This is a genomic window from Streptomyces sp. NPDC036984, from assembly GCF_055607665.1.
On sequence record NZ_JBVJRL010000008.1, the window covers coordinates 1 to 12,100 of the forward strand.

Annotated in this window: 9 protein-coding genes; 4 read left to right on the top strand and 5 right to left on the bottom strand. The window is 73.1% G+C overall.

Annotated elements, in window-relative coordinates; all coding sequences use genetic code 11:
• Nucleotides 1-142: 142 nt before the first annotated feature.
• Genes ACZ7DL_RS16845 through ACZ7DL_RS16865 form a run of 5 tightly spaced genes read right to left on the bottom strand, consistent with a single transcriptional unit; the run spans nt 143 to nt 5,804 of the window.
• The gene (locus tag ACZ7DL_RS16845) at nt 143-1,453 is read right to left on the bottom strand and encodes a DUF58 domain-containing protein (protein ID WP_470774924.1); all 1,311 of its coding nucleotides are present in this window, start codon (nt 1,451-1,453) and stop codon (nt 143-145) included.
• Nucleotides 1,453-2,442 (bottom strand): AAA family ATPase, encoded by a 990-nt coding sequence (locus tag ACZ7DL_RS16850; RefSeq protein ID WP_470774925.1) that lies wholly within the window; start codon nt 2,440-2,442, stop codon nt 1,453-1,455. Before ACZ7DL_RS16850 ends, ACZ7DL_RS16845 begins: the two co-directional genes overlap by 1 nt.
• Entirely contained in the window at nt 2,442-3,638 is a 1,197-nt protein-coding gene (locus ACZ7DL_RS16855) for a DUF4350 domain-containing protein (protein WP_470774926.1), read from the bottom strand. The genes ACZ7DL_RS16850 and ACZ7DL_RS16855 overlap by 1 nt, the downstream gene beginning before the upstream one ends.
• Entirely contained in the window at nt 3,635-4,414 is a 780-nt protein-coding gene (locus ACZ7DL_RS16860) for a DUF4129 domain-containing protein (RefSeq protein ID WP_470774927.1), read from the bottom strand. The genes ACZ7DL_RS16855 and ACZ7DL_RS16860 overlap by 4 nt, the downstream gene beginning before the upstream one ends.
• Nucleotides 4,415-4,418: 4 nt before the next feature.
• Complete coding sequence (locus tag ACZ7DL_RS16865; RefSeq protein WP_470774928.1) at nt 4,419-5,804, bottom strand: glycerophosphoryl diester phosphodiesterase membrane domain-containing protein; 1,386 nt, start codon at nt 5,802-5,804, stop codon at nt 4,419-4,421.
• Between the two features lie 140 nt (nt 5,805-5,944).
• Here ACZ7DL_RS16865 and mtnA point away from each other — a divergent pair, with 140 nt between their 5' ends.
• The 4 genes from mtnA to ACZ7DL_RS16885 all read left to right on the top strand — a co-directional run bounded on the left by mtnA (nt 5,945) and on the right by ACZ7DL_RS16885 (nt 12,016).
• Nucleotides 5,945-7,087 (top strand): S-methyl-5-thioribose-1-phosphate isomerase, encoded by a 1,143-nt coding sequence (gene mtnA / locus ACZ7DL_RS16870; protein ID WP_470774929.1) that lies wholly within the window; start codon nt 5,945-5,947, stop codon nt 7,085-7,087.
• Between the two features lie 319 nt (nt 7,088-7,406).
• Nucleotides 7,407-8,096 carry a two-component system response regulator MtrA gene (mtrA, locus tag ACZ7DL_RS16875; protein ID WP_187279108.1) on the top strand — a complete coding sequence of 230 codons (690 nt, stop codon included), beginning with the start codon at nt 7,407-7,409 and terminating at the stop codon, nt 8,094-8,096.
• A 1-nt stretch (nt 8,097) separates the two neighbouring features.
• Nucleotides 8,098-10,194 (top strand): MtrAB system histidine kinase MtrB, encoded by a 2,097-nt coding sequence (gene mtrB, locus ACZ7DL_RS16880; RefSeq protein WP_470774930.1) that lies wholly within the window; start codon nt 8,098-8,100, stop codon nt 10,192-10,194.
• Nucleotides 10,184-12,016, top strand: a complete 1,833-nt coding sequence (locus ACZ7DL_RS16885; protein WP_470774931.1) for an LpqB family beta-propeller domain-containing protein — start codon at nt 10,184-10,186, stop codon at nt 12,014-12,016. Before mtrB ends, ACZ7DL_RS16885 begins: the two co-directional genes overlap by 11 nt.
• Nucleotides 12,017-12,100: the final 84 nt, after the last annotated feature.

The following is a 12,100-nucleotide window of genomic DNA, read 5'->3' on the forward strand; positions in this document are numbered from 1 at the left end:
TGGTACTGCAGGGGGGACCCTGTGGGAGAGTAGGACGCCGCCGAACAATTTTTGGGAAAACCCCCGCACCTTCCGGTGCGGGGGTTTTCTGCGTTCCGGAGCCTGTGCCTCCCCGAAGGGAAGGCGGCGGATCGAGGACTATTCAGAGCCGCCCCGCCGCTTTCAGTGCCAGGTAGGCATCCGCCAGGGCCGGCGCCAACTCCTCCGGCGTCGCATCCACCACGGTCACCCCATGACGGCGAAGCTGTTCCGCAGTACGCCGACGCTCGTTCTGCGCCTGAGCCGCTGCCGCCGCCTCGTACACGGCTTCCGCATTGCCCCGGGCCTGCGCCATGCGGGCAATGTGCGGATCCGCCACGGAGGCGACCAGAACAGTGTGGCGTTGAGTGAGCTGCGGAAGTACGGGAAGCAAGCCCTGTTCCACCGGTGCCGCGTCCAGCGTCGTGAGAAGCACGATCAGGGAACGCCGAGGCGCGGTTCGCAGCGCGGTGGCGGTGAGGCCACGAGCGTCGGTCTCGACGAGTTCCGGTTCGAGTGTGGCCATGGCGCTGACCAGGGATGGCAGCACGTCGCCGGCCGAACGGCCCTGGACCAGGGCGCGTACCCGGCGGTCGTAGGCCAGCAGGGCCACCCGGTCGTCGGCGCGGGAGGCGAGGGCCGCGAGGAGCAAGGCCGCGTCCATGGAGGCGTCCAGGCGCGGAGCGTCGCCCACCCGGCCGGCCGAGGTGCGGCCGGTGTCCAGGACCAGCAGGATGTGCCGGTCGCGTTCGGGGCGCCAGGTGCGGACGGCGACAGCGGACCGCCGGGCGGTGGCTCGCCAGTCGATCGAGCGCGTGTCGTCACCGGGGACGTACTCGCGCAGGCTGTCGAACTCCGTCCCCTCGCCGCGGGTCAGCACGCTGGTGCGACCGTCGAGCTCACGCAAGCGGGCTAGTTTCGACGGAAGGTGCTTGCGGCTGGTGAACGGGGGCAGGACGCGCACCGTCCAGGGCACCCGGTGAGTGCCCTGGCGGGAGAACAGGCCGAGAGGGCCGTAGGAGCGGATCGTCACGCGGTCGGCCTGGCGGTCGCCGCGGCGGGTGGGGCGCAGTCGGGTCGTCACGCGTCGGCGTTCGCCCGGCGGCACGGTCAGCCGGTGCCGGGAGGCGGCGACCTCGGTGCCTCGCTGCCAGCTGCTGGGTGGCCAGGCGTCTCGTAGCTGGGCCCGGAGCGGGCGGCGCGACGGGTTCGCGAGCGTGAGTGTGACGTCGGCGGTTTCGCCCAGACGGGTGGAGGTGTCGCCGGAGCGGGTCAGCAGGAGGCGGCGTACGGGCGCGGCCAGTGCGTAGTCGCAGGCGCAGGCCACGGCAAGCGGGCCGTTGATGGCGAGGACGCCCGTCCAGCCCGGTTCCAGGACCCCGACGGGGATCGAGCCGAGGGCCGCGATGAGGGCGGCGCGTCCGGTGAGTGCCATCAGCGGGGGACCGGGACGTGGGCCAGGATGGCGTTGATGACCGCATCGGCGGTCACACCTTCCATCTCGGCCTCGGGGCGCAGTTGGACGCGGTGGCGCAGGGTGGGCAGGGCCAGGGCCTTCACGTCGTCGGGGATGACGTAGTCGCGGCCCGTCAGCCATGCCCAGGCGCGGGAGGTGGCGAGCAGGGCGGTGGCGCCGCGGGGAGAGACGCCCAGTGTGAGGGAGGGCGACTCACGGGTGGCGCGGCAGATGTCCACGACGTAAGCGGTGATCTCGGGGGAGACGGTCGTCTTGGCGACCGCGGCGCGGGCCGCCTCCAGGTCGGCGGCGCCCGCGACCGGGCGCACGCCCGCGGCGCGCAGGTCGCGTGGGTTGAAGCCCGAGGCGTGCCGGGTGAGGACGTCGATCTCGTCCTGCCGGGAAGGCAGAGGGATCGTCAGTTTGAGGAGGAAGCGGTCCAGTTGGGCCTCGGGGAGCGGGTAAGTGCCCTCGTATTCGACCGGGTTCTGCGTCGCGGCGACCAGGAACGGCTCGGGGAGCGGGCGCGGGGTGCCGTCGACCGTGACCTGGCGTTCCTCCATGGCTTCCAGCAACGACGACTGCGTCTTGGGCGGGGTGCGGTTGATCTCGTCCGCGAGCAGCAGGTTGGTGAAGACAGGGCCGGGCTGGAAGGAGAACTCCGCGCTGCGGGTGTCGTAGACGAGGGAGCCCGTGACGTCGCTCGGCATCAGGTCCGGGGTGAACTGGACGCGCTTGGTGTCGAGTTCGAGTGCGGATGCAAGGGCGCGGACGAGCAACGTTTTGGCGACCCCGGGGACTCCTTCAAGGAGTACGTGTCCGCGGCAGAGGAGGGCGACGACGAGGCCGGTCACGGCGGGATCCTGGCCGACCACGGCTTTGGCGATCTCCGCGCGCAGGGCTTCCAGGGAGGCCCGGGCGGTGCCCGCGTCCCCGCTCTGCCCGGCGTTGTCAGTGGTCGGGTCCATCATGAACGGCGTACCTCTCTTTCGAGGGCGTCGAGTTGGTCGGTGAGTGCGATGAGGGCCGCGTCGTCGCCGGGCGGCGGTCCGAAGAGCAGGGAGTGCAGGGTCTGTCCGTCGCCGGCGAGGTGAGCGGACAGGGCGGGAAGCAGGGCCTCGGGCGTGTGTGCCCGGGCGACGGGGACGCCGACGAGGGGGGCGAGGCGGGTGCGGGTGGTGGCCCGCAGAGCGGCCGCTGCGCGGTCGCGGGCGTTGGCCTTGCGGTAGAGCCGGGCGCGGCCTTCGGCGGTCTCCGAGGCGCGGATCGCGACGGGGAGTTTCTCGGGCACGAGGGGGCCGAAGCGGCGTGCCCGCCAGAACGCGGCGAGGACCGCCGCGATGAACAGTTGCAGGGTGGCCCAGAGCCATCCCGAAGGGAGCAGGTCGAAGAAGCTCTTCCGTTCACCGGTCTCGGGGACGGCGGCGTCGGACACTGAGGGGAGGTACCAGACCAGATGCTGGCGGGAGCCGAGGAGTTGAAGGGCGAGCGAGGCGTTGCCCTGCTCGTCGAGGCGGTCGTTGTAGAGGATGTCGGGCGCGCCGAGGACCACGGTGTCGCCGCCCCCGGAGGCCGCGGGGATGCGCAGCAGGGTGGCGAGGCGCTCGCTGGGGTAGCAGGAGTCGGCGTCGAGGTGGGTGGTGGTGTAGCGGATGCCGCCGGTGTCGGCGGTGCCCGCGCGCCGGGCGTCGGGCAGGGTGCAGTCCGGGGCGAGGGCGGAGCCGCCGCTGGTGGCGGGGTCCGCGGTGACTCCGGGGGCGAGGCGTTCGACGGACCAGCTGCCGGCCGCGACCAGGACGGTCCGCCCGCCGGAGGATGCCGTTGCCGCGTGCAGCCGGTTCTGTTGACGGTGAGTCAGCAGGTCGGGCACGGCGACCAGCAGGGTGGTGTCCGGGCCGGCGGCGGTGCGCGCCGCGTCGAGGGTGGTGACCACGCGGGTGGAGACGCCCCGCTCGGCGAGGAGTTGGGCGACGGCACGGCTGCCGTAGGCGTCGGCGGAGCGCGGGTCCAGTTCGCCGTGCCGGGTGGTGGAGCGTACGGCGGCCATGGCGACGGCCGCGACCAGGATCAGTACGGCGGCGAGCGCGATGCCGCGTGTCCTGGTCCACACCTGGCGGCCGGTGGGCGCGGTGGAGGTGGTCGTCGGCGGGGCCTCGGTGGTCACTCGGCAGCCCCCTGGCCGGTGCTGTGGGCCGTGCTGGTGGCGCCGGCGGCGAGGGTCGGCCGGGTGCGTTCCAGCTCGCGGTCGAGCTCGGCCAGGCGGTGGTACGACTGCTCGTCCGCCCTGCGCCCGCCGTATGTGACGTCGTCGAAGTCGCGGGCGGCGCTGCGCAGTCGGTCCGTGTGCCCGGGAAGGACACGGCCGGCCTCGGCGGCTGCCTCGTCGGCGGTGCGGCCGGGGCGCACGTCGAGCAGGGCGCGCTCCTCCAGGGAGCGGACCAGAGCGCGCATGCGTTCCTGGACGGCTTGGTTCCAGTGGCCCTGGGCAGCATGTGCCTCGCCGGCCGCGCGGTGTTCGGCGGCGCTGCGCGGGCGCTCGTCGAAGAGGACGGCGGCCGAGGTGGGCCGGCGGTGGGGGGTGCCGAGGCGCCACCACAGGGCGGCGAGGACGGCGACGACGAAAAGGATCACGACGAGCACGCCGACGGTGCCGCCCGGGGTCGCCGAGGCGGCGCTGCTGAACAGCCGGTCGAGCCAGTCCCAGAACGCGTTCAGGGCGCGCTGGAGCAGGCTGGGGTCGTTCTCGTGGTACATCGGCTTGGACAGCTCGCGCCGCGCCGCGTCCCGCGCGGGATCGCGCGGGACGGTCACCGGCGGTTCGTCGCCCGAGCCGCCGGCCGCCAGGACGGCCCGGTCCGTCACCCGCGACAGTGCTCGGACGACCGTCGCGGCGGCGCCCGATGGGGACGCCGCCGTGAGAACTCCCCCCGTGAGGCTCACCGCATCAGCTCCCGGGGACGTGGCCGGGGGCGCTGGTGCCGTAGCCCTGGACCCCGGCGGCGCGGGCCAGTTCGAGGTCGAGGGCTTCGCGGCGGATGCGCTGGTCGATGTAGAGGAGCACGGTGACGCCGGCGCTGATCGGAAGGGTGAGCGTGGTGCCGATCAGGGAGCCGATCCCCCGGATGATCAGGAACGCCCAGCCGACGTGTCCGCCGCTGGTGCCGAGGAAGTTGTCCATGCCGTCGCCGCTCACGGCGGCTCCGATGACGGCGAAGGGGATGGTGACGATCGAGGAGACGATGTTGGCGATGAGCCAGGCGAGCACCTGGATGCCGAAGATGCGCCACCAGGAGCCGCGGACCAGCTTGGCGGAGCGGCTCATGGCCTTCGTGATGGTCTGGCGTTCCAGCATCAGCGCGGGCGCGGCCAGGTAGAAGCGGATCGCCAGCCACACCGCGACCACGACGGCTCCGAGGATGCCCAGACCGAGCAGCGCCGAACCGCCGGCGTCGCTGCCGCCGGCGGCCAGGACGAGGATGCCGGGCAGTGCCCCGGCGACGATCACCCCGACGGTGATCAGGCCGAGCAGGAGGAGCAGGCCGCACAGCTTCGGGATCTGCGGGCGGGCCTCACGCCAGGCCTCGCGGGCGCTGACCGGCTTGCCCAGGACGGCGCGGCTGGTGATGGTCGTGAGCAGCGCGGTCGCGACGACGATGGCAGCCGCGGAGATCACCGTGATGAGCCCGCCGGCGATCATGGTCTCGCGCAGGGCGCGGTACACGTCGTCGGGGGTGGCGGTCCGGCTGTCGAGGGACGTCCGGGCGAGAGCGTCGTTGAGGACGAAGCCCTGGAGGAGGACCAGGCAGGTGTCCGTGACCACGGCGACGGTCAGCGCGATGCCGAGGACCGTGCGCCAGTAGGTGCGCATGGTGGACACGGCGCCGTCGAGGATCTCGCCGACGCCGAGCGGGCGCAGTGGGATGACACCGGGCTTGGCAGCGGGGGGCGGGCCGCCCCAGCCGCCGCCCCAGGCCGGGTAGCCGCCCGGGGTGCCGTAGCCGCCGTACCCGGCGGGCGGGCCGGCGTATCCGCCGCCGTAGCCGCCGGGGCCGGGACCGCCGGGATGCCGGCCGCCCCAGCCCGGGCCGGGGGGCGGGGGCGGTGGGGCCTGGTGCGGGCTGGGGGCACCGGTGGGCGCCGGCCACTGGCCGGGTGGCGGCTGCTCCTTCGACCACTTCGCGCCTGGGCCCTGCGCTTCCGCGCCCGGCTCCGGTGCGGGCTCGGTGGGGCCGGGGCGGCCGGCGGGCTCGGCGGGTCCGGACGCACCGGGTTCCCGCCCCTCGGACGACGGGGAGGATCCGGGCGAGGCCCAGCCCGGAGTGTCTGTCATCGAAGCTCCTTCTCGATGCCCGTCCGCGGTCGCGGCGGCAGGTTGGCAGCCATCGTGCCATGGGCCGGTCACCAGGGGGCCGGCCGCGGTGGGGGCTGGACGCCTTCAATTGTCCGCCGGATCCGGGGCAGACTGACGGCATGGCTGATCAGCAGGCGCGAACCGGCGGGGACAAGCGGCCGACCGAGATACCGGCGATCCGATGGGAGGAACCACCAGAAGGTCCCGTACTGGTCCTTCTCGATCAGACAAGACTTCCGGCCGAAGAGGTCGAGCTGGTGTGCACGGACGCGCCGGCGCTGGTGGAGGCGATCCGTTCGCTCGCCGTGCGGGGGGCGCCGCTGCTCGGGATCGCGGGGGCGTACGGCGTCGCGCTCGCCGCCGCGCGCGGCTTCGACGTGGCCGACGCGGCGAGCGCGCTCGCGGGAGCCAGGCCCACCGCGGTGAACCTCTCCGTCGGGGTGCGCCGGGCTCAGGCCGCGCATCAGGCGGCGCTGGCCAGGACCGGGGATCCCACCGTGGCCGCCGTGGCGGCGCTGGCCGCGGCGCGGGCGCTGCACCAGGAGGACGCCGAGGCCAGTGCCCGGATGGCGGCCCATGGGCTGGCGCTGCTGGACGAGCTGCTGCCCGCCGGCGGACACCGGATCCTGACCCACTGCAACACCGGCTCGCTGGTGTCGGGCGGGGAGGGCACGGCCTTCGCGGTGGCTCTCGCCGCACACCGGGCGGGGCGGTTGCGGCGGCTGTGGGTCGACGAGACGCGTCCGCTGCTGCAGGGCGCGCGCCTGACGGCGTACGAAGCGGCCCGCAGCGGCATGGCGTACACCCTGCTCACCGACAACGCGGCGGGTTCCCTGTTCGCGGCGGGTGAGGTGGACGCGGTGCTGATCGGGGCGGACCGGATCGCGGCCGACGGTTCGGTGGCGAACAAGGTGGGGAGCTATCCGCTCGCCGTGCTGGCGCGGTACCACCATGTTCCGTTCATCGTGGTGGCGCCGCTGACGACGGTCGATGCGGACACGCCCGACGGGGCATCCATCGAGGTCGAGCAGCGGCCCGGCTTCGAGGTGACCGAGGTCGCGGCGCCCCAGGTGCCGGTGACCGGAGCAGGAGGGGGACTTCCGGTGGCGCCCTTGGGGACCCAGGCGTACAACCCGGCGTTCGACGTGACGCCGCCCGAGCTGGTGACGGCGATCGTCACCGAGGAGGGGGCCGTGTCACCCGTGACCGCCGAGGCTCTTGCACAGCTGGCTGCCGGGTCCCGCCGGGCGACGGTCGACTGATGGGCTGAGGTCGGCTTCAGCGGCGTCGACGGCCCCTCCACCTGTGATGACGCTCGGGTTGAGGGGCCGTGGCAGCTCCGTCCGTCGCCTGCCGGAGTCGGCAGCTCACCGAAGCGGCGTCACGGCGTCGGCGAGGACCGGGGGAGCCTGGTGTCCAGCCGTTCCCGCGGGTCGGCGAAAGGTGCGCCGGCGTCGGGCTGACAGCCGGCACTGAGATCAGCGCTGGTGGACAGGGGCAGACAGTGACGGCTCCGTACGACTATCGTCACCGGCCAGTGACCTCCCTCACCAGGGCGCCTGTCGCTGTTATGAGAATGGGATGATGTCGTTTATGAAGGGACGAGTCCTTGTCGTCGACGACGACACCGCACTGGCCGAGATGCTCGGCATTGTGCTGCGTGGTGAAGGTTTTGAGCCGTCTTTCGTAGCCGACGGCGACAAGGCGCTGGCCGCTTTCCGTGAGAGCAAGCCCGATCTGGTCCTGCTCGACCTGATGCTGCCCGGGCGGGACGGCATCGAGGTGTGCCGGCTGATCCGGGCGGAGTCCGGGGTGCCGATCGTGATGCTCACGGCGAAGAGCGACACCGTCGATGTCGTGGTGGGCCTGGAGTCGGGCGCCGACGACTACATCGTGAAGCCGTTCAAGCCGAAGGAGCTGGTGGCGCGGATCCGGGCGCGGCTGCGCAGGTCGGAGGAGCCGGCGCCGGAGCAGCTCACCATCGGTGACCTGGTCATCGACGTCGCCGGGCACTCGGTGAAGCGGGACGGGCAGTCGATCGCGCTGACCCCGCTGGAGTTCGACCTGCTGGTCGCGCTCGCACGCAAGCCGTGGCAGGTGTTCACGCGTGAGGTGCTCCTCGAGCAGGTGTGGGGCTACCGGCATGCGGCCGACACGCGGCTGGTCAACGTGCACGTCCAGCGGCTGCGCTCCAAGGTCGAGAAGGACCCGGAGCGGCCGGAGATCGTGGTGACCGTCCGTGGCGTCGGTTACAAGGCCGGACCGAGCTGACATGTCCGGGGACAGTGCCGCTTCGGCTCCCGGCGGGTCCGGGACCCGTCCGGGGCGGCCTGTCGGCCGGACGGCGGTGGGTACGCGCTTCAGGCGTCTGTTCGAGGGCGGTCTGGTGCAGGGCGGAGTTCAGGGCAGCCCGGTGCTGCGGCTGTTCCTGCGCTGGGTGCGCCGTCCGCTGTTGCCGGTGATGCGCCTGTGGCGGCGCAACATCCAGCTCAGGGTGGTCGCCACGACCCTGCTGATGTCGCTGGGTGTCGTCCTGCTGCTGGGCTTCGTGGTGATCGGGCAGGTGCGCAACGGCCTGCTGGACGCCAAGGTGAAGGCGTCGCAGAGCCAGGCCACGGGCGGGTTCGCGGTGGCCAAGCAGAAGGCCGACGAGGCGGCCGGCGGGACCGGCGCGGGTACCGCGGCGGACGACGGCACGGCGACCGCGGACGGGCGGCAGCCGCAGAACGTCATCCAGTGGATGAGCGATCTCGTGGAGTCGCTGTCCAGCGGTGGCGCGGGCGCCTTCGATGTGGTGACCCTGCCCGTCGGTGACGACAGCGGAGGCGGGCGCAGTCCGCGCGGCTCCGGGAACGTCAACCCCACCTCCAGCGTGCCCGCGGACCTGCGTGAGCGGGTCAACAGCGGTACGACGGCGGTGCAGAGCAACACGCGGATCATCTACTACGGCGGCAGGGAATCGCAGCCGGGGCTGGTGATCGGCAAGCAGGTCAACGACCCCAACGGCCGCCCCTACGAGCTGTACTACCTCTTCCCGCTCACGCAGGAGGAGAAGTCCCTGAGCCTGGTCAAGGGCACCCTCGCGACCGCCGGGCTGTTCGTCGTCGTCCTGCTGGGCGCCATCGCCTGGCTGGTGGTGCGGCAGGTCGTCACGCCGGTGCGGATGGCGGCCGGCATCGCGGAGCGACTGTCCGCCGGGCGGTTGCAGGAGCGGATGAAGGTCACCGGCGAGGACGACATCGCGCGCCTCGGCGAGGCCTTCAACAAGATGGCGCAGAACCTCCAGGTCAAGATCCAGCAGATGGAGGACCTGTCGCGGATGCAGCGGCGGTTCGTCTCCGACGTCTCGCACGAGCTGCGCACCCCGCTGACCACCGTCCGGATGGCCGCCGACGTCATCCACGAGGCACGCGAGGACTTCGACCCGGTGACCGCGCGGTCGGCCGAGCTGCTCGCCGACCAGCTGGACCGGTTCGAGTCGCTGCTCGCGGACCTGCTGGAGATCAGCCGTTTCGACGCGGGCGCGGCGGCGCTGGAGGCCGAGCCGATAGACCTCAGGGAGGTCGTCCGGCGGGTGGTGAGCGGTGCCGAGCCGCTCGCCGAGCGGAAGGGCACGCGCATACGGGTGCTCGGCGACCAGCAGCCCATCGTCGCCGAGGCGGACGCCCGGCGCGTGGAGCGCGTACTGCGCAACCTCGTCGTCAACGCCGTCGAGCACGGCGAGGGCAAGGACGTCATCGTCAAGCTCGCCTCGGCGGGCGGCGCCGTTGCCATCGCGGTGCGCGACTACGGCGTCGGCCTCAAGCCCGGTGAGGCGACCCGGGTCTTCAGCCGCTTCTGGCGAGCCGACCCGGCACGCGCGCGTACCACCGGCGGCACGGGCCTCGGGCTGTCGATCGCCCTGGAGGACGCGCGGCTGCACGGCGGCTGGCTCCAGGCATGGGGCGAGCCGGGCGGCGGCTCCCAGTTCCGGCTGACGCTGCCCAGGACCGCGGACGAGCCGCTGCGGGGCTCGCCGATACCGCTGGAGCCCAAGGACTCGCGCCGCAACCGCGGCCTCGACGACGCCGGTCTGCCCCGCACGGGCGCGGAGAAGCAGGCGACCCTACCGGTGCAGCACACCGGCGCCCAGGCGCCCGCGCTGCCGCCGAGGGCACCGCGGCTGCCCGCCACCCCCGCCGCCGACCCGACGGCCCTGCCCGGCAACGGCAACGGCGCGCGCGTGGTGCCCCGGCCCACCGGTGGCGTGCGGCGCCCGGGCGAGGGGCCCGCCACGGGTCCGGCGCCCGACGCGCGCGGGGACCGGCCGGGTGAAGCGGCCAGGCCGCAGGACTCGACCGAACCAGGGGAGGCATTTCGTGGCCGCTGACCGCAAGGGGAGTACACGGCGGCGGCTGGGGCGCACGGTGGCGTACGCCGCTGTGGGCGTCGTACTGCTGGCCGGATGTGCCTCGATGCCCGACAGCGGGGATCTGCGGGATGTGGAGTCCACACCGCGGCAGGACACCGGGGTCCGGGTATTCGCCATGCCGCCGGCCGAGGGCGCCGGTCCGGGCGAGATCATGCAGGGCTTTCTGGAGGCGCTGACCAGCGACGACCCGGAGTACGACACGGCTCGCAAGTACCTGACGGCCGAGGCGGCGAGCGCCTGGCGGCCGGAGCGGTCGACCACCGTGCTCGCGAACGGGCCGAGCATCGAGACCGACTGCGGTCCGGGCGGCCGGGAGGAGACCAACAGCGTCACCTGTCTGCTCGCCGGTACCCGGGTCGCCACGGTCGACGCGCAACAGGCGTACCAGCCCGCCGACGGCTCCTACCGCAAGAAGCTGCACCTCTCGAAGGACCCCAAGACCGGGCAGTGGCGCATCGACGGGCTGCCCGACGGCGTCGTCATGGGCAAGTCGGACTTCCAGCGGAACTACACGTCCGTCGACAAGTACTACTTCGCCTCGAACACGGCGGTCGGCGCGAGCGGGGAGCCGGTGGCGGTCGCCGACCCGGTGTTCGTGCGTAGCAAGGTGGACCCGATGACCCAGATGGTCCGCTCGCTGCTGAACGGGCCGACCGCCTGGCTCGGGCCGGTGGTCAGGTCCAGCTTCCCGACCGGTACGGCGCTGAAGAAGGGCGTGTCCGGGCTGGCACCGGACGACCAGAACAAGCTGACCGTGCCGCTGAACCTCAAGGCGTCCCAGGTCGCGGCGAGCAAGTGCACCGAGATGGCGACGCAGGTGCTGCTCACCCTGCGGAACCTGGCGCCGACGCTGGAGTCCGTCGCGCTCCAGGGCACCGGCGGCGACCGGCTGTGCGAACTGACCGAGGAGCGCGCCGAGTCCGCCGCCTGGCACGGATCCTCCAAGCGTCCCGAGTACCTGTACTTCCTCGACGGCAGGCACCGGGCGGTACGGATGCCGACCGGGAGCACCGGCACCGGCGCCGTCCGGGTGCCGGGTCCGCTGGGCGAGGGCGAGAAGGCGCTCCAGTCGGTGGCCGTGTCGCGCGACGAGCACACCGCGGCCGGGGTCGGCGACGAGGGCAGGTCGCTGTACGTGACGTCGCTGGCGTCGGGCGGTTCGCTCGGCGACCCGCTGCTGACCAGCGCGGGCCCGGCCCCCGCCGACCGGCTGACCACCCCGAGCTGGGACGCCCGCGGCGACCTGTGGGTGGCCGACCGTGACCCGCACCGGCCGCGGCTGTTCGTCCTGGAGCAGGGCGTCACCAAACCGGAGCAGGTCGCCGTGCCGGATCTGTCCGGCCAGATCAAGGACGTGCGGGTGGCCGCCGACGGGGCGCGGATCGCGTTGGTCGTCGAGAAGAGCGGCAAGCAGTCCCTGCTCCTCGGCCGGATCCAGCGGGACGACGGCACGGGGCAGGGCATCTCGGTGGACGGTCTGCGGTCGGCCGCGCCGGACCTGGAGCAGGTCAGCGCCATCTCCTGGGCCGGCGACAGCAGGCTGCTCGTGGTCGGCCAGGAGCAGGGCGGTGTGCAGCAGATGCGGTACGTCCAGATCGACGGCTCCACGCTCGACGGCCCGGCCCCGGGCGCGCTCCCCGGCGTCGAGGCGATCGCCGCGTCCGAGGACGAGCGGGTGCCGCTGGTGGCCTACTCGGAGGACGGGATCGTACGGCTGCCGTCCGGTGCCCAGTGGCAGAAGGTCGACAAGGACGGGACGGCGCCGGTCTATCCGGGCTGAGGCCGGGCGGCCTGGGCTGAGGCCGGGCCGCCTGTGCTGCGGTGGGCCGGCGGCCTGGGCCGAGGCCGGACGGCCTGTGCTGCG

Excerpts from the sequence above, each read along its gene's own strand:
- ACZ7DL_RS16845 (WP_470774924.1), bottom strand. The coding sequence starts at position 1,453 with ATGGCACTCACCGGACGCGCCGCCCTCATCGCGGCCCTCGGCTCGATC.
- ACZ7DL_RS16850 (WP_470774925.1), bottom strand. The coding sequence starts at position 2,442 with ATGGACCCGACCACTGACAACGCCGGGCAGAGCGGGGACGCGGGCACC.
- ACZ7DL_RS16865 (WP_470774928.1), bottom strand. The coding sequence starts at position 5,804 with ATGACAGACACTCCGGGCTGGGCCTCGCCCGGATCCTCCCCGTCGTCC.
- mtnA (WP_470774929.1), top strand. The coding sequence starts at position 5,945 with ATGGCTGATCAGCAGGCGCGAACCGGCGGGGACAAGCGGCCGACCGAG.
- mtrA (WP_187279108.1), top strand. The coding sequence starts at position 7,407 with ATGATGTCGTTTATGAAGGGACGAGTCCTTGTCGTCGACGACGACACC.
- mtrB (WP_470774930.1), top strand. The coding sequence starts at position 8,098 with ATGTCCGGGGACAGTGCCGCTTCGGCTCCCGGCGGGTCCGGGACCCGT.